The organism is Undibacterium sp. RuRC25W (genome assembly GCF_049339825.1).
Classification (GTDB): Bacteria; Pseudomonadota; Gammaproteobacteria; order Burkholderiales; family Burkholderiaceae_D; genus Undibacterium.
In genome coordinates, this window is the sequence record NZ_JBMPPD010000042.1 from 1 (window position 1) to 15,704 (window position 15,704).

Annotated in this window: 11 protein-coding genes and 2 riboswitches; of the genes, 6 read left to right on the forward strand and 5 right to left on the reverse strand. The window is 47.6% G+C overall.

Annotation, left to right across the window (positions count from 1 at the left end; genetic code table 11):
• Both ACO0KV_RS16205 and ACO0KV_RS16210 read left to right on the forward strand, forming a co-directional pair.
• The coding region (locus ACO0KV_RS16205) for an ExbD/TolR family protein (protein WP_370527135.1) at positions 1–131 on the forward strand (131 nt) is incomplete at its 5' end.
• Between the two features lie 172 nt (positions 132–303).
• Positions 304–1,557, forward strand: a complete 1,254-nt coding sequence (locus ACO0KV_RS16210) for a hypothetical protein (protein WP_423043859.1) — start codon at positions 304–306, stop codon at positions 1,555–1,557.
• A gap of 204 nt (positions 1,558–1,761) precedes the next feature.
• Here the strand turns inward: ACO0KV_RS16210 and ACO0KV_RS16215 are convergent, their stop codons facing one another.
• The gene (locus tag ACO0KV_RS16215) at positions 1,762–3,297 is read right to left on the reverse strand and encodes a transglycosylase SLT domain-containing protein (protein WP_423043861.1); all 1,536 of its coding nucleotides are present in this window, start codon (positions 3,295–3,297) and stop codon (positions 1,762–1,764) included.
• A 204-nt stretch (positions 3,298–3,501) separates the two neighbouring features.
• A complete protein-coding gene (locus ACO0KV_RS16220; protein WP_423043863.1) occupies positions 3,502–5,316 on the reverse strand; it encodes an ABC transporter transmembrane domain-containing protein in 1,815 nt (604 codons plus the stop codon).
• 383 nt (positions 5,317–5,699) lie between these two features.
• Here ACO0KV_RS16220 and ACO0KV_RS16225 point away from each other — a divergent pair, with 383 nt between their 5' ends.
• From ACO0KV_RS16225 to gcvP, 4 genes are all read left to right on the forward strand, one after another.
• The gene (locus tag ACO0KV_RS16225; RefSeq protein WP_423043865.1) at positions 5,700–8,099 is read left to right on the forward strand and encodes a penicillin acylase family protein; all 2,400 of its coding nucleotides are present in this window, start codon (positions 5,700–5,702) and stop codon (positions 8,097–8,099) included.
• 101 nt (positions 8,100–8,200) lie between these two features.
• Positions 8,201–8,328, forward strand: a riboswitch (glycine riboswitch).
• Positions 8,329–8,338: 10 nt separating this feature from the next.
• Positions 8,339–8,470, forward strand: a riboswitch (glycine riboswitch).
• Positions 8,471–8,544: 74 nt separating this feature from the next.
• Complete coding sequence (gene gcvT / locus ACO0KV_RS16230; protein ID WP_423043907.1) at positions 8,545–9,672, forward strand: glycine cleavage system aminomethyltransferase GcvT; 1,128 nt, start codon at positions 8,545–8,547, stop codon at positions 9,670–9,672.
• Positions 9,673–9,745: 73 nt separating this feature from the next.
• Positions 9,746–10,123 carry a glycine cleavage system protein GcvH gene (gcvH, locus tag ACO0KV_RS16235; RefSeq protein WP_423043867.1) on the forward strand — a complete coding sequence of 126 codons (378 nt, stop codon included), beginning with the start codon at positions 9,746–9,748 and terminating at the stop codon, positions 10,121–10,123.
• Between the two features lie 84 nt (positions 10,124–10,207).
• Positions 10,208–13,096, forward strand: coding sequence for an aminomethyl-transferring glycine dehydrogenase (gene gcvP / locus ACO0KV_RS16240; protein ID WP_423043869.1), 2,889 nt, complete (start codon positions 10,208–10,210; stop codon positions 13,094–13,096).
• 195 nt (positions 13,097–13,291) lie between these two features.
• Here gcvP and ACO0KV_RS16245 read toward each other — a convergent pair whose 3' ends face one another.
• Genes ACO0KV_RS16245 through ACO0KV_RS16255 form a run of 3 tightly spaced genes read right to left on the reverse strand, consistent with a single transcriptional unit; the run spans position 13,292 to position 15,481 of the window.
• A complete protein-coding gene (locus tag ACO0KV_RS16245) occupies positions 13,292–14,263 on the reverse strand; it encodes a diguanylate cyclase (RefSeq protein WP_423043871.1) in 972 nt (323 codons plus the stop codon).
• A 46-nt stretch (positions 14,264–14,309) separates the two neighbouring features.
• Entirely contained in the window at positions 14,310–15,164 is an 855-nt protein-coding gene (locus ACO0KV_RS16250) for an HDOD domain-containing protein (RefSeq protein ID WP_423043873.1), read from the reverse strand.
• Positions 15,161–15,481: a hypothetical protein gene (locus tag ACO0KV_RS16255; protein ID WP_423043875.1), complete on the reverse strand. Its 321-nt coding sequence runs from the start codon at positions 15,479–15,481 to the stop codon at positions 15,161–15,163. Before ACO0KV_RS16255 ends, ACO0KV_RS16250 begins: the two co-directional genes overlap by 4 nt.
• Positions 15,482–15,704 lie beyond the last annotated feature (223 nt).

Consider the following 15,704-nt stretch of genomic DNA (forward strand, 5'->3'; position numbering starts at 1 on the left):
ACCAGCCAGAGGTTCACCTGCGTCCAAATGCAGTTGTGCCTTACAAATCTGTTGCCGCTGTAATGGCCTCAGCCCAGCGTCTGGGTGTGACCAAAATCGGTATGGTGGGTAACGAGCAGTTCTTGAAGTGATCTTTACATTTATTGTGATTTGAGCACTTCCATGTTTAAGTCTTGATGTATGATTGAAAACTGGCAGGGTGATCCCTGCCTTTTTTCATATTTGCAGAAATCAGTGCCTTCTATGCCAAGAGAGGGGCGTGGTTTTTGAGTTTATTAAATTTATTGATTGAGAGATCAACATATGAAGCAACTTCGCTTGTCTCGTATCGCTGTATTGGTTGCAGCGATTGGCTTTGCTGCCGCGCCTGAATTAACTAACATTGCTGCTAATACTGCCCATGCAGAAGAAGCAATGCGCCCGGAAATTGGCCGTATTGTTCAGTCTGCAGGTGAGTTATATAAAGCGAAGAAATATAAAGACGCTTTGGCGAAAATTCACGAAGCTGACGCTGTCGGCGGTAAAACAGCGAATGAAAGCTTTACTATTGAGCGTATGCGTTTGTCAATCGCCTCCGCTGCTGGCGATAACGATGCGGTTATTCGTTCTGCTGAAGCGATTGTTTCTGCAGGCAAGTTGCCATCTAAAGATCAATTGCAAATGATTCAGGTGTTGGCTAACGCTTACTACAAAGCGGGTAATTATTCGAAAGCAGCAACTTGGTATAACCGTTACTTTGCTGATGGTGGTACTGATCAGTCCTTGCGTCCCTACATGATTCAGGCGATGAATCAAGGTGGCGATAGCTCAAAAGCACTCAAGGAAGTCATGGCTGATATGGCCGCTGATGAGAAAGCAGGGCGTGCCCCAAGTTTGTCCAATTTAGAGTTTTATGCTAATGCGGCATTGAAACAAAAAGACATGGCAGGCTATTCCAGTGCGCTGGAAAAAATGGTTTCTTACTATAATAAGAAAGAATACTGGGTTAACTTGCTCAACAATATCGAACGTAAACCAGGTTACTCTGAGCGTTTGAAGCTTGATCTGTACCGCCTAAAGATTGCTTTAGGCCAAGTGACAAAGACGTCTGACTTTATGGATTCTTCATTGATGGCAATCCAGGCTGGTTTTCCGGCAGAAGCGACGAAGATCATTGACGCAGGCTACAAAGCTGGTGCGTTGGGTGCTGGTGCCGATGCTGATCGTCATAAACGTTTGCGGGATATGGCGACTAAAGCACAAGCTGAAGCAGATAAAGGTCTCGCAGCAGCGCAAGTTGAAGCGCAGCAAAGCAAAGACGGTACAGGTTTGCTCAATATCGGTTACGCCAACGTAACAGCAGGCAAATTTGACCAAGGTCTGGCAATGATGGAAGACGGTATCAAGAAAGATAACCTGAAACATGCGGATGACGCTAAATTGCATCTGGGCATTGCTCAATTGCAAGCAGGTAAAAAAGCTGTGGCGATTAAAACGCTGAAAACAGTTCAAGGTAATGATGGGACTGCAGATTTGGCGCGCTATTGGATCATTTACGCTAATCAGTCTGGTAAGTAATAGGCGATCTTCCTTATTCTGACACCCATCCGCCCCAGGCGTCTCAGTTGATCTCAATTGACTGAGATACTGTGGAGAAGAGTGAGTGTTGTATGGACTGACTTAGAAATGACACTAAATAGAAAAGGGGAGGCATTTATTTGCCTCCCCTTTTTTTATTCCAATTTAGGGTGTGATACCGCTTGCTTACCTATGAATACTTACTTATCCATGCCGTTTCTTGGCGGTCTTAACGTGTGCAACTAGCGTACGTGATGACGTATTGTGTGATGAGGCTTTGGTGTGCGTTGCAACCGTAGTATGGCCACTTTTGTGCGTGATAGGGACTTGCAAATGCAAGGTTTGTCCACTTGATACTGAATCGTGTTTCAGATTGTTCCAGCTACGCAGATCCGCAACACTGACTTGATAACGTTTCGCAATCGAGTTGATGTTGTCGCGTTTTCCGACTTTGTAGCTGATCTGATGGGTTGTGGCCGCCTTTTCAATTACTAATTGTGCCTTATCAGCCAACTCTGGTGCGATATCGTTGTTGGCACTTTTGTCGGACTTCGGAACCAAGATCGTTGACCCTGCTTTGACCAACATTTTTGCAGGTATCAGGTTCACGTTGCGCAGTAAGTCAGGTTTAACACCTAACTTCGATGCCAGACTCTCTACTTTCTCTGTTTTCTGAACGGACATCGTAGACCAGCTAGAAAGTGGGCCTTGCCATTTACTCAGATTCTCTTTGAAAAGAGCGGCATTATCTGTAGGTAACAAGATCTTGGTATGACTATTGCCGGTAATAACTGGTCGATTAAATTGCGGATTCAACGCATTAAATTCATCCAATGATAGCTCGGCCAACTGTGCAGCGACCCTAACGTCAATGTCACGTGTTTTATCAACAGTAACGAAATACGGTTGATTTTCGAGCTTTGGCAGTGCAATATTAAATTGCTCTGGATGAGCGATAATATTTTTGACTGCTTGTAACTTGGGTAGATAATTTCTTGTTTCTGCTGGCATCAGCGCGGACATGCTGTCAAAATCAATTGGCAATCCAAGCGCTTGTTGTTTCTTAATGGCTCGCTGAACGGAACCTTCGCCCCAGTTGTAGGCTGCCAGTGTCAGTTGCCAGTCACCAAACATTCCATGTAGGCGTTCTAGATAATTCAATGCCGCATCAGTCGAATCCAATACGCCGCGCCGGTCATCCTTAAACATATTTTGTTTAAGATTGAAGTCTTTGCCGGTCGCTGCCATAAACTGCCACATACCTGTTGCTTTGGTCGTGGAAATTGCCTGTGGGTTAAAGGCCGATTCAATGAATGGTAAAAGTGCGAGCTCTGTGGGCATGCCGCGTTTTTCCAGCTCTTCGACGACATGATAAAGATAGCGCGATCCGCGCTGCACCGTACGGAGGATGTAATCTGTCCTTGTGCTGTACCAAGTTAATTGATTGTTGACCAGTTTATTGTCAAGATCAGGGATCGCATATCCAGCACGCACGCGTTCCCACAAATCAATCTCTTTGTTGCTGTACGTGAAATTTGGAATTTCTGTTGTCAGATTGGTGTTGGGGGTATTGCTGGTGTTGCTGGTGTTGCTAGTGGTGAGACCTTTGGCGTCGCTAAACACAGGTGTTTTTGTGAGTGCAAGCATTGATGGCGTGTCTGCGTAACTGTATTGCGGCAGCGTCCCTATGAGTAGCGCGGACAGGACAGCAAGTTGAATGGGGCGTCGTAATCGTTTCATAGGCAAGATGATGTGCTCATCGACCATCGTCGATATAGAATGCAAGATCGTGAGAGTGTACGCAAGTGCGGAATGTCACGTCAAGGGAAATGTCATTTGGATGACATCAGAGAAATGTATTCTGCCTGACATTTTTTTAGAGTAATGGCGTAATAGCGCACTCTTTTCCTCTTGATTTAAAGAAAATGAAGAGGAAAAAGAGGGTTAATCTACGTCTTGATGCAAATTAAATTGCAAGGCTGCAAGCGTTGCATAGACGCCGCCAAGTTCTACGAGAGAATGATGCGTACCGCTTTCGACGATCGCTCCTTGATCCATGACAATAATTCTGTCAGCACGCTGCACCGTTGCTAATCGATGCGCAATGATGAGCGTGGTGCGGTTTTGCATCGCTACTTCCAGTGCGCCTTGTACCAGTCGCTCTGATTCCGCATCTAACGCGCTGGTTGCCTCATCAAGCAGAAGCAATGGGGGATTTTTAAGTAGAGCACGAGCGATGGCAATCCGCTGACGCTGACCACCGGAGAGTCGTACACCACGCTCGCCCAGGAATGATTGATAACCCTCTGGTAGTTTTTCAATAAACTCGTGAGCTGCTGCCATTTTTGCTGCTGCGATGACCTCTGCATCACTCGCATCTGCTTTGCCATAGCGAATATTTTCCATGGCGTTGGCTGAAAAGATGATCGTTTCTTGTGGCACAACGCCGACGGCATTACGTAGATCGACGAGTTGTAAATCCCGAATATTGATGCCGTTCAGTTCTATCTTGCCGTGTTGCGGGTCGTAGAAGCGCAGCAGCAACTGAAACAGCGTCGTTTTACCAGCACCAGAAGAGCCAACAATGGCGACTGTTTCACCAGCGGTAATGTATAAATTTAAATTAGAAATCGCGTTACTGTTTGGTCGCGATGGGTAGTTAAAGCTGATATCACTCAAGCTGAGCGTAGCTCCAGTCTGATTGCTGGTAGAAAGATCTGGTAAGGTTCTTGGGTATAATGGATTTTGGATTGGTGATTCAACGGCCATTAAATCTAAGAGGCGTTCGGTTGCACCTGCGGCACGTTGTGCGTCGCCCATGACTTCGGATAAGGCTCCCAACGCTCCAGCAACGAGGGATGCATATAAAATAAATTGTCCAAGCTCACCTCCGCTCATTGTGCCCTCAATCACAGCGTGAGCACCGAGCCAGAGAACAAAAACAATGGCACCGAATACAAGCAAAATCGCAAGCATAGTTAGTAAGGATCGCGCGCGGATTCTACTCATCGCAGTCTGAAACGCATTTTCGACAGAGCCTGAAAAGCGCTGAGCTTCAATGTGTTCATGGGTAAATGCCTGCACCGTCGGCATGGCATTTAAAATTTCACCAGCGATCGCAGAGGCATCGGCAATTTTGTCCTGTGAGTCACGCGAAAGCTTGCGAACCCGGCGTCCGAAAATCACGATAGGCAACACGACTAGCGCAAGCAGGACGATGATGATCGAGCTTAATTTGATGCTGGTAAAAAATAGCATGACTAAGCCACCAATAAACAGCAGGACATTGCGTAGTGCCATAGAGATGCTGGTGCCAACCACCGTTTGTATCAGAGTGGTATCCGTGGTTAATCGCGAGAGCACTTCGCCCGTCTGTGTCGTCTCAAAAAACTGTGGACTCTGCGTCACAACGTGCGAGTAGACTTTGCTACGAATATCTGCCGTCACTCGTTCACCTAACCACGACACCATATAAAACCGCGCAGCAGTAGAAATGCCTAGTACGGTCGCCACGCCGAACAGCGCCAGGAAAGTCAGGTCAACGTGCTTGATACTATGTGCCCCAGCACCACCAAAACCTAGGTCTATCATCTGTTTGAACGCAGCGGGAATGGCTAACGTTGCGCCTGCAGCGATTAATAGGGCGATGCCTGCCAAAAAGAACTGTTTTTTATAGGGGCTTAAAAACGGTAGTAGACCTTTAAGCGTATTCAAACTGCTTCGTTGGCTGGAATTTTCAGGGGAGGTCGTTGTGCTCATGTATTTCAAAGTGAGTCTTGCAGGATCGGGATAAGACTATTCGTTAATTCTTTAGTGCAACTGATGCTAAATACGAAAAATTCAACTTCAGGTCCTATTATCTCTCAGACTGCGATGTAACGTATTGCATACGCTGACGAGTCTTTGTTTGGACCGATAGTATGTCTTGATTTCATCATGTGATTAGAAAATATCGATTTTTTGATGATTGGCGGTGTAGATAGAGAGATGTAATAGTGATAATTAAAAAATTTTCTGCCTAAAATCACTCAGATGCAACGTTAGCGTATTTTTTTATAGTGATGTCGGTGAAATTACATTTACTATAGGCGGAGACAATAATGCTAAGTGTAGAATCTTTGTGTCCCTGAAACGAAAGCTGAATGATGAAACGACTTCTGAAGCGGAGTGCAATTGCACTGCTGGTATTGGTGATTCTGGTTTTTTTGGCGTTAGGCTGGTATTTGCATACCAAAAAAGTACAGCGTGATGGGACTGTCAGCCTGAACGGACTCTCGGCATCGGTTCAGGTAACCTACGACGAACGCGGCGTGCCACATATTCAAGCCCAGAATCAGGCGGACTTGTACCGGACGCTGGGTTATGTTCATGCGCAGGATCGCTTATTTCAGATGGAAATGGTGCGGCGCTTGGCTGGCGGTGAGTTGGCGGAAATTTTAGGTCCTAAGTTAATTGACATGGACCGTTTATTTCGCACTCTTGGCTTGCGTGATTTTGCCAGTCATTATGCACTCACAATGAATAAAAATTCAGCCTCTAGTCAGGCGCTGATTGCCTACCTCGATGGTATTAATCAATTCCAGGCCACCCATCCTGCGCCATTAGAATTTGATCTCTTACACATACCCAAGCGTCCATTCACAGTAGAAGACACCATTGCGGTCTCCGGTTACATGGCTTACAGCTTTGCAGCAGCCTTCCGGACCGAACCAGCATTGACTGCCATCCGCGATAAGCTGGGTGCAGATTATCTGAAGATTTTTGATCTTGATTGGCATTCGCAAGGCGTCGTGCAAAGCGGCCCTGCGTTAGCTAGTAATGACTGGATGAAGCTCGACAAGATTGCGCAACTGAGTCAGGCTGGCATCGAAGAACTGGCAATTCCACAGCTCGAAGGGAGTAACGCATGGGTGGTTTCGGGCACGCATACCGCCAGCGGAAAACCTTTGTTAGCTGGTGATCCGCACATCGCCTATTCAGCACCTGCGGTCTGGTATGAGGCGCAATTGTCAGCGCCAGATTTTGAGTTGTATGGTCATTTTCAGGTCTTAAATCCAATGGCGTTGCTGGGACATAACCAGAGTTTTGGATGGAGTCTGACGATGTTTCAGAACGATGATATCGATCTTGTCGCTGAGAAAGTCAATCCGCAAAATGCCAATCAGGTCTGGGTGCATAACCAGTGGGTTGATCTGACCAGCCGTGAGGAACTGATTCAGGTAAAAGGGGCCGCACCCGTCAAGTTGGTTTTACGTCGATCACCGCACGGCCCAATCATCACCGACGCATTTAAAGATAATTACGGTGATGCGCCAATTGCCATGTGGTGGGCATTCCTTGAAACAGATAATCCCGTGCTCGATGCTTTTTATGAACTTAATCGGGCAGATACGCTCTCTAAAGCGCGCAATGCCGCAAGCAAAATTTCCGCGCCAGGACTCAATGTCGTCTGGGCGAATGCCAAAGGTGATATTGCCTGGTGGGCTGCTGCTAAGTTGGTGAAACGACCTGCCAATATCAATCCAGCCTTTATTCTTGATGGTACTTCGGCTGATGCGGATAAGTCTGAATTTTATGATTTTGCCGATAATCCGCATGAAGAAAATCCTTCGCGTGGGTTTATCGTGTCAGCCAATTTTCAGCCTGTATCGCCAACCGGTGTGGCGATTCCCGGTTACTACAATTTGTATGACCGTGGGCAGCGACTGGTGCAGTTATTGAGTCAGTCTGGTATCAAATGGGATACCAAAAACTCGCAAGCGCTGCAGCTCGATGTGCAGACAGGCTATGCCGCGCGCGTACTGAAACCAATGCTGCCGATATTAACTCAAGTATTGACGACGCCAGAAGATAAACGCCTCTTGGACATTCTGACGAAATGGGATGGTAACTATCAGACAAACTCCATCGCGCCGACATTGTTCTCACAGTTAATCTATCAGCTCGCTCATAACACCATGGCTTCACGGCTTGGTGATGTGCAGTTCCAGAATTTACTTAGAACGCGGACGCTGGATTTCGCACTTCCACGACTGCTGGACGATCAGCAATCGATATGGTGGGGTACATCTACTGAAGCTAAATTCGATGCGCGACAAGCGATGTTAGCTGGTGCATGGGATGACAGCCTTGCACATCTGCGTCAGACTTTTGGCAATGATACGGCACAGTGGCAATGGGGACGCGCGCATACGCTGACGCACCGCCATCCTCTTGGGCAGCAACAACCGCTCGATAAACTCTTCAATATCGGTCCTTTTTCTGTCCCTGGTGGGCGCGAAGTGCCAAATAATCTGTCTGGGCCTATCGGTCCAGCCCCTTGGGCGGTGGGCTATGGACCGTCGACGCGGCGTTTAATTGATTTTGCTGACACGACGAAAGCGCTTGGCATCAACCCTGTTGGGCAGAGTGGCGTCTTGTTTGATGCGCATTACAATGATCAAGCTAAGTTGTTTGCCGCTGGTGTTTATGTGAACGAACATACTGAAAAGGCCGATGTGGACTCGCATGCGCGCGAGCATTTGTTGTTGCAGTCGCAATAAGTGTCGTTATATTAATGGCAATTTATTGTGTATAAAGCAATGTTTTTGGTAATTATTTGGTGTTGAATATATCCAAGCTCATTCAAGCCTTATATAATCGCGCTACTTGATCGGGAGAGCACAATATTGAAATCAATCCCAACGTCTTGAACAGAGATTGTGAAGTAAATACTGTCGCCGAAGGGGCTAATACCCAAAAACTCTCAGGCAAAAGGACCGGTCAACGGGGTGTTAATTACGCCCCACACTCTGGAGAGTGGTAGCGGCGGATATGTCGAACTACCCACCGAAGGTGCGCACGAGATGGCAATGTCAGCAGCAAGCTGATGTTGCTCTCGTAATCTCTCAGGTACCAGGACAGAGGGGTATGCGATTTTCGCATGCGATGGACATCGTCCATCAGCGTGTGTTTGTTCGTCCCTTCTATTTTGGTAATGAGGTTCACATGACGCAAGCGACACCACTCAAGGCAACTCCTCTCAACGCAGCCCATCGTGCGGCTGGCGCAAAAATGGTCGATTTTGGCGGTTGGGATATGCCAGTCAACTACGGTTCCCAAATCGAAGAACATCATGCGGTGCGTACTGATTGCGGCATGTTTGACGTTTCCCACATGTGCGTGGTTGATTTACATGGCGACAATGTACGTAGTTTTCTGCGTGGGCTGGTCGCAAACAATGTCGATAAGTTACAAGTACCAGGCAAAGCATTATATTCCTGCATGCTCAAACCAGAAGGCACAGTGATCGATGATCTGATCATTTACTTCTTCAGCGAAAACTGGTTCCGCCTGGTCGTTAATGCGGGTACTGCAGACAAAGACGTGGCATGGATGAACGCCCGCAATGTAGAAACCAATAGTGGTCTGACCATCACTCAACGTCGCGACGGCGCGAATGCATTTGCACTCGTGGCAGTTCAAGGTCCAAACGCACGTGCAAAAGCATGGGAAGTGTTACCAGAAACCAAAGCTGCCAGCGCAGAAATCAAGCCATTCAATGCCGTTATTGTTGCTGATACTTCGTTTGGTGAAGTGATGGTGGCACGTACTGGCTACACTGGTGAAGATGGTTTTGAGATCGCAGTTGCTGCTCAACGCGTGACAGAATTGTGGAATGCACTCGCAGCGGCAGGCGTTAAACCAGCGGGTCTCGGCGCACGCGATACCTTACGCTTAGAAGCAGGCATGAATTTGTACGGCCAGGATATGGACGAAACAATCAACCCACTCGACGCAGGCCTCGCCTGGACTATCGATCTGGTTAGTGAGCGTGATTTCGTTGGTAAGAAAGCACTGCAAGAACAAGGTCAGCAAGCGCAATTCTTGGGCTTAATTTTGCGCGAAAAAGGCGGTATCCTGCGTGCACATCAAAAAATTATTACGGCGCAGGGGGAAGGTGAAATCACAAGTGGCACCTTCAGCCCGAGTATGCAACAAGCCATTGCGCTGGCACGTTTGCCTATGGGCGTAGCCATCGGTGATACGGTGCAAGTCGTCATCCGAGACAAACAACTGGCTGCGACTGTCGTCAAACTGCCATTCGTTCGTCACGGTAAAGTATTGGTTGCTTAAGTTCGACTCTTAAAGCTGCATCAGTTCACGAATTAAACAATTTATTAAATCATCTTATTATTTGGAGTCCACCATGAATGTACCAGCAGAATTGAAATACACCTCCTCCCACGAATGGGTACGCGTTGAAGCCGATGGCACGATTACCGTTGGCATCACTGAGTTCGCACAAGATGCATTGGGCGATATCGTTTTCGTTGATTTACCAAAAGTTGGCACCGCGTTGGCTGCTGGTAAAGACTGCGCTGTAGTGGAATCAGTGAAAGCAGCTGGCGATATCTACGCACCAGTGTCTGGTGAAGTGGTTGCAGTTAACGACGCATTGGGCGATGCACCAGAATCTATCAATGACGACGCCTTTGCTGCCTGGTTATTTAAACTGAAGCCAGCAAACATCGCTGACGTAGATGCATTGATGAATGCTGAAGCTTACGCAAAAAATATTGGCTAATCTGCGCTGAACGTGGCACTGGCGGTACGTCCGCCGGTGTGCTGTTGCATGCTGTTTTCCCCATCTCCTCTGTCTGCCTAAATCATGACCCGTCCTTCTTTACACCAACTGGAAGCGCACGACGCTTTCATCGCCCGCCATATTGCGCCATCCGATGCCGAACAGGCAAAGATGCTGGAAGTGCTTGGCTACGCAAACCGTACCGCATTGATCGATGCGATTGTTCCCGAAAATATCCGTCGTCACGATGTGTTGCCATTGGCAAGTTTTACTGCCCCAAAATCTGAACAAGCTGCGTTAGCGCAACTCAAAGAATTAGCCGGTAAAAATCGCGTACTGAAATCCTTTATCGGTCAGGGTTACTACAACACATTGACGCCGGGTGTGGTTCTGCGTAACGTGTTTGAAAACCCAGCCTGGTACACTGCTTACACACCGTATCAGCCTGAAATTTCACAAGGCCGTCTGGAGGCGATTCTGAATTTCCAGACGATGATTACTGACCTGACAGGCATGGATATCGCGAATGCGTCCATGCTCGACGAAGGTACAGCCGCTGCTGAAGCGATGACCTTGTTGCAGCGCGTCGGTAAGTCCAATTCCAACGTGTTCTATGTTGCCGCAGACATTCTGCCGCAAACGCGTGAAGTGATTGCAACCCGTGCAAAACCACTGGGTATCGAAGTCCGCACTTGCCATGGTAAAGATGCCTTAGAAAATGAATGTTTTGGTGTATTGCTGCAATACCCAAGTGTTGATGGTGAAATCCGTGATTACCGCGAATACGCCGCTGCGATCCACGCCAAAGGCGGTATGGTGATCGCCGCTGCTGATTTGCTGGCATTGACGTTGATTACGCCACCAGGTGAGTGGGGCGCCGACGTAGTTGTTGGTAATAGTCAGCGTTTTGGTGTGCCTCTCGGCTTTGGTGGTCCTCACGCAGGTTACATGTCCACACGCGATGCATTCAAGCGTAGTATGCCAGGCCGTCTCGTCGGCGTGACCATCGATGCGCAGGGCAAACAGGCATATCGTCTGGCATTGCAAACCCGCGAACAACATATCCGCCGCGAAAAAGCGACCTCTAATATCTGTACAGCACAGGTATTGCTGGCCGTGATCGCATCCATGTATGCGGTGTACCACGGTCCAAAAGGTTTGCGTCAGATTGCACAACGCGTTCAGCGTTTCACAGGCATCCTGGCTGCAGGTCTGAAAGAGGTCGGCCTGACAGTGGCTAACAGCACTTACTTCGATACATTGACAGTCAACGTCGCTGATGCAACGGCAGTGCATGCTGGAGCTGTTGCAAAAGGTTATAACCTGCGTCAGATCAGCGCCACGCAAGTGGGCGTCTCTCTGGACGAAACAGTCAGCCGCGACGACGTCAGCAACCTGTGGACTATCTTTGCTTTGGGAAAAGCGACACCAGATTTCAATGCAATCGAAGCAGTCGTCAGCAATGGCCCTGATGCGATTCCGGCAGCACTGGTTCGTACTAGCGAATTCCTGACCCACCCAACATTCAATCGCTACCACGCAGAGCATGAAATGCTGCGTTACCTGCGTAGTTTGTCTGATAAAGATCTCGCGTTGGATCGCAGCATGATCCCGCTCGGTTCTTGCACCATGAAATTGAATGCAACGAGCGAAATGATTCCGGTGACATGGCCTGAATTCTCCAATATTCACCCGTTTGCACCAAATGATCAGACCGTTGGTTATCGCGAAATGATCGATCAACTGGAAGCGATGTTATGCGCGGCTACAGGTTATGCAGCGGTCTCATTGCAACCTAATGCAGGGTCACAAGGTGAGTATGCTGGTTTGCTAGTGATCCAGGCTTACCACGCTTCACGTGGCGAAGCACATCGTAACATCTGCCTCATCCCATCTTCTGCACACGGTACAAATCCAGCCTCTGCAGCCATGGTTGGTATGGAAGTTGTCGTTGTTGCTTGTGACGAACGTGGTAACGTGGATCTGGTTGATCTGCAAGCAAAAGCAGAAAAACACAGCGCTAGTCTGGCGGCGGTGATGGTGACTTATCCTTCGACACACGGTGTGTTTGAAGAAGGCATTCAACAGCTATGTGAAATCGTACATAGCCATGGTGGTCAGGTATATGTTGACGGCGCGAACATGAACGCGCTGGTTGGTGTTGCTGCGCCAGGTCATTTCGGCGGTGACGTCAGCCATCTGAACTTGCACAAAACGTTCTGTATTCCTCATGGCGGTGGCGGCCCAGGCGTTGGTCCTGTTGCAGTTGGTGCGCATCTGGCCAAATTCTTGCCGAATCAGAAGTCCACTGGCTATCTGCGTAGCGAAGATGGTATTTCTGCCGTGAGTGCTGCACCATTCGGTTCTGCAAGTATTCTGCCGATCTCTTGGATGTACATCGCAATGATGGGTGCTGAAGGTTTGAAGGCAGCGACAGAAACAGCAATTCTCGCAGCGAACTACATCGCTAAACGCCTTGCGCCACACTACCCAGTGTTGTACGCAGGTCATGACGGACTCGTGGCCCATGAATGTATTCTGGATCTGCGCCCATTGACCGACGCGACAGGTATCAGCAATGAAGACGTGGCAAAACGTCTGATCGACTTTGGTTTCCATGCACCGACGATGAGTTTCCCGGTTCCTGGTACCTTGATGATCGAGCCAACAGAAAGTGAATCGCTGGCTGAACTCGATCGCTTCATTGACGCGATGATTGCCATCCGTGAAGAGATCGCGAAAGTGGCCAGTGGTGAGTTTGATCCTAAGGATAACCCACTCAAACATGCACCACACACGATTGAAACACTGATCTCTGGTGAATGGGCACGTTCCTATAGCCGTGAGACTGGTGCTTATCCAGTTGCCACGTTGCGTCATCAGAAGTACTGGGCACCAGTTGGCCGAGCTGATAACGTGTATGGAGACCGCAATCTGTTCTGTTCTTGCGTCCCACTCTCAGACTACCAGTAATCCCATGTAGCAAGCCGACTGAATTGGCGCAGATGATGAGTCAATTCAGTCAATTCAGTCGCTTGAATCAGGCAGTGAATGCTGATATAAAAAAGCGTAACATCGCACTGATGTTACGCTTTTTTATTGACCGATAAACAGTTGAAATTTGATATGGAGCTTACCGCATCGAGTACGCTGATATTGGTATCATTTTTAAGATGCAACCTGATTACGTCCCGCGTTTTTTGCCTTATATAAGGCAATATCAGCCGAATTAATTAACTGCGCGCTATCCTGACCGATCGCCAAACTCGCGACTCCGAACGATCCTGTAATGTGCGGCATTGGTCTTTGATTGTCCGCAAAAACTCTGGTCTTGGCGAGTTTTGAACACAAGCGCTGTGCAACGCCAAGTGCCGCTTTGAGAGTGGTGCCGGGTAAAATTACCATCATCTCTTCACCGCCGTAACGTGCGGCAAAATCGGTTGGACGTAAACCTGCGTTCAATACTTTTGCTGACGTCTGTAAAGCATCATCACCAAGTAGATGTCCAAATTCATCATTAAATCGTTTAAAGTGATCAAGGTCGACCATGATGATGCTTAGCGGGTTTCCGGTTGCATGGGCATTCTCCACCAGTCCTGGTAACTGTGCATTGAGCCAAGCGCGATTATGTAATCCTGTCAGTCCATCGACCATCGATAACTGACGATAGAATTCACCAACTTTTTGGCGGCTACGGATCTGAGCGTTAGCAGCGCGAATTCGGAATGATAAAAGCTGCAGTAGATTACGTGCTACGCCATTGAGTTCATCGATAAGACGCCACATTATTTCGGCTTCAATGACCAATAACTCACTATCAGACAATGCACAAATCGTGGCTGAATGAATTTCTTCGTCTAATACTGAAATTTCGCCAACGCATTCTCCCGGTAAATACTGGGTGATTGCATTTTCAATATGATTGTTATCGTCGTTGAGTTTAGTGATGCCAAGTGTACCCCGCAGTACGATAAAAAGACGAGAGCCAGAACTATTGGCATCAAGGACAACTTGCCCTTTTGTAGCTTTAACGACAGGGCAGTCTTTGATGATTTCGCGCCCTGATAGGACGTTTGCATGATCAACGTCGCGAAATAAATGAATGTCTTCAATATGATAATGTGTATCCTTGAAAACCATCAGTTGTTCCAAAATTGTTTTATCCAGGTACATGTTCAACGTGTGTTCAAATGAGAATTTGGTTCAAAGCTTCAAAGCGCATTTCAGTTTCTTTGAAAATGGCGACGTACTCTTCCTCGTTGAGTCCAAGCGTATCCCAAGCGTGCTCAGACAGCAAGGGAACGAGCTCATTTTCTTCTTGCGCAATGTCCAAAGCATGTACGATCGCATTCGCAACGTGTACAACTGGGGCAAGAGCATGGATACCCTTGATATCCGGATCATGATGCCCTTTGATTGCGTCTTTGACTGCCTCAGCAAAATGCCATTGTTGCGCTAAGATCAGGCCAGCATCAATATGGTCGATTTGCATGATATGTCGTTCCGCTGCAATTAACTCACAATCGTTAAGGTTTTTGTAGTTGATTACTTCAGCATATTCAAGCGGGTAATACGTGACCAACACTAATCTACCGATATCATGAAGCAAACCTGCAGTAAACGCGAAATCATGTTTCATATGCAGCGCGCGAGAAATAATCTCAGCACAGTTTGCCGTAGCAATGCTATGTCGCCAGAATCCGCGGAAATCAAAATTTGCGCAATGCGATATCGGAAAACGATTAATCATAATCGTCATACGGATCAGATTTTTGATATTTTGAACGCCTAGCAAGGCGGCAGCCTGTTGAATCGTCACAACACGCGAATTAAAACCAAAATGCGATGAATTGGCCAGTTTCAGAACTTTGGCGGTGAGAGCATGATCCATCGCGATTTTTTCACTGATCGATTCCAGACTGCTGTCTTCGTTGTCAAGTTCGATAAGAAGCTCCTGCGCGACTTCAGGCAAGGTAGGTAAATCTTTAATGTGCCTGATAATCGCGTCAAGTTGCGAACGATGGTCGTCATCCATGCTCATTGTATTTGCCCCTCCCGATAATGAATCAGGTATTGCTTTAGCGTACTTGCGGGTTCTTTACCAGCTTGCGAGCGAAATAAACGTTCAACCCGCGCTAATTTCTCCAGTTGTTCTTTTTTTACTTCTTGCGCATCAGCGTCGTCCATTTGGACGCATAATTGATACACTTGGTGATGTGTAATAGCGTTGAGCATCGATGTGGTCAGGGTTGTTCCGACGGGAAGCAAAATATGACCGACTTTGTCGAGCAGATTTTCAGCGAGTACCATTCCTTCAGTGACTTTAGTCAGCGGCAGGTAGTGACTATCTTTGCTCATACCTCATTACTCCAATTGAGTGGTATTTCCCGATCTTGATCAGCACTTGAGCGAATGTACTCTTGACGACATGAAGGTGACCGCTAATGAGATGCGCCTAGGTCATTGATTCAAGGTATTTCCTTTAGTGAACATATAATAGCAAATCCTATTATATAAATCGCAAAAATGAAAAAATATGGCAATGCAACTACGATAACATCGTTGCCGTGTGCCTGATTGC

Excerpts from the sequence above, each read along its gene's own strand:
- ACO0KV_RS16225 (WP_423043865.1), top strand. The coding sequence starts at position 5,700 with ATGATGAAACGACTTCTGAAGCGGAGTGCAATTGCACTGCTGGTATTG.
- gcvH (WP_423043867.1), top strand. The coding sequence starts at position 9,746 with ATGAATGTACCAGCAGAATTGAAATACACCTCCTCCCACGAATGGGTA.
- ACO0KV_RS16210 (WP_423043859.1), top strand. The coding sequence starts at position 304 with ATGAAGCAACTTCGCTTGTCTCGTATCGCTGTATTGGTTGCAGCGATT.
- ACO0KV_RS16220 (WP_423043863.1), bottom strand. The coding sequence starts at position 5,316 with ATGAGCACAACGACCTCCCCTGAAAATTCCAGCCAACGAAGCAGTTTG.
- gcvP (WP_423043869.1), top strand. The coding sequence starts at position 10,208 with ATGACCCGTCCTTCTTTACACCAACTGGAAGCGCACGACGCTTTCATC.
- ACO0KV_RS16255 (WP_423043875.1), bottom strand. The coding sequence starts at position 15,481 with ATGAGCAAAGATAGTCACTACCTGCCGCTGACTAAAGTCACTGAAGGA.
- ACO0KV_RS16245 (WP_423043871.1), bottom strand. The coding sequence starts at position 14,263 with ATGGTTTTCAAGGATACACATTATCATATTGAAGACATTCATTTATTT.
- ACO0KV_RS16215 (WP_423043861.1), bottom strand. The coding sequence starts at position 3,297 with ATGAAACGATTACGACGCCCCATTCAACTTGCTGTCCTGTCCGCGCTA.
- ACO0KV_RS16250 (WP_423043873.1), bottom strand. The coding sequence starts at position 15,164 with ATGAGCATGGATGACGACCATCGTTCGCAACTTGACGCGATTATCAGG.
- gcvT (WP_423043907.1), top strand. The coding sequence starts at position 8,545 with ATGACGCAAGCGACACCACTCAAGGCAACTCCTCTCAACGCAGCCCAT.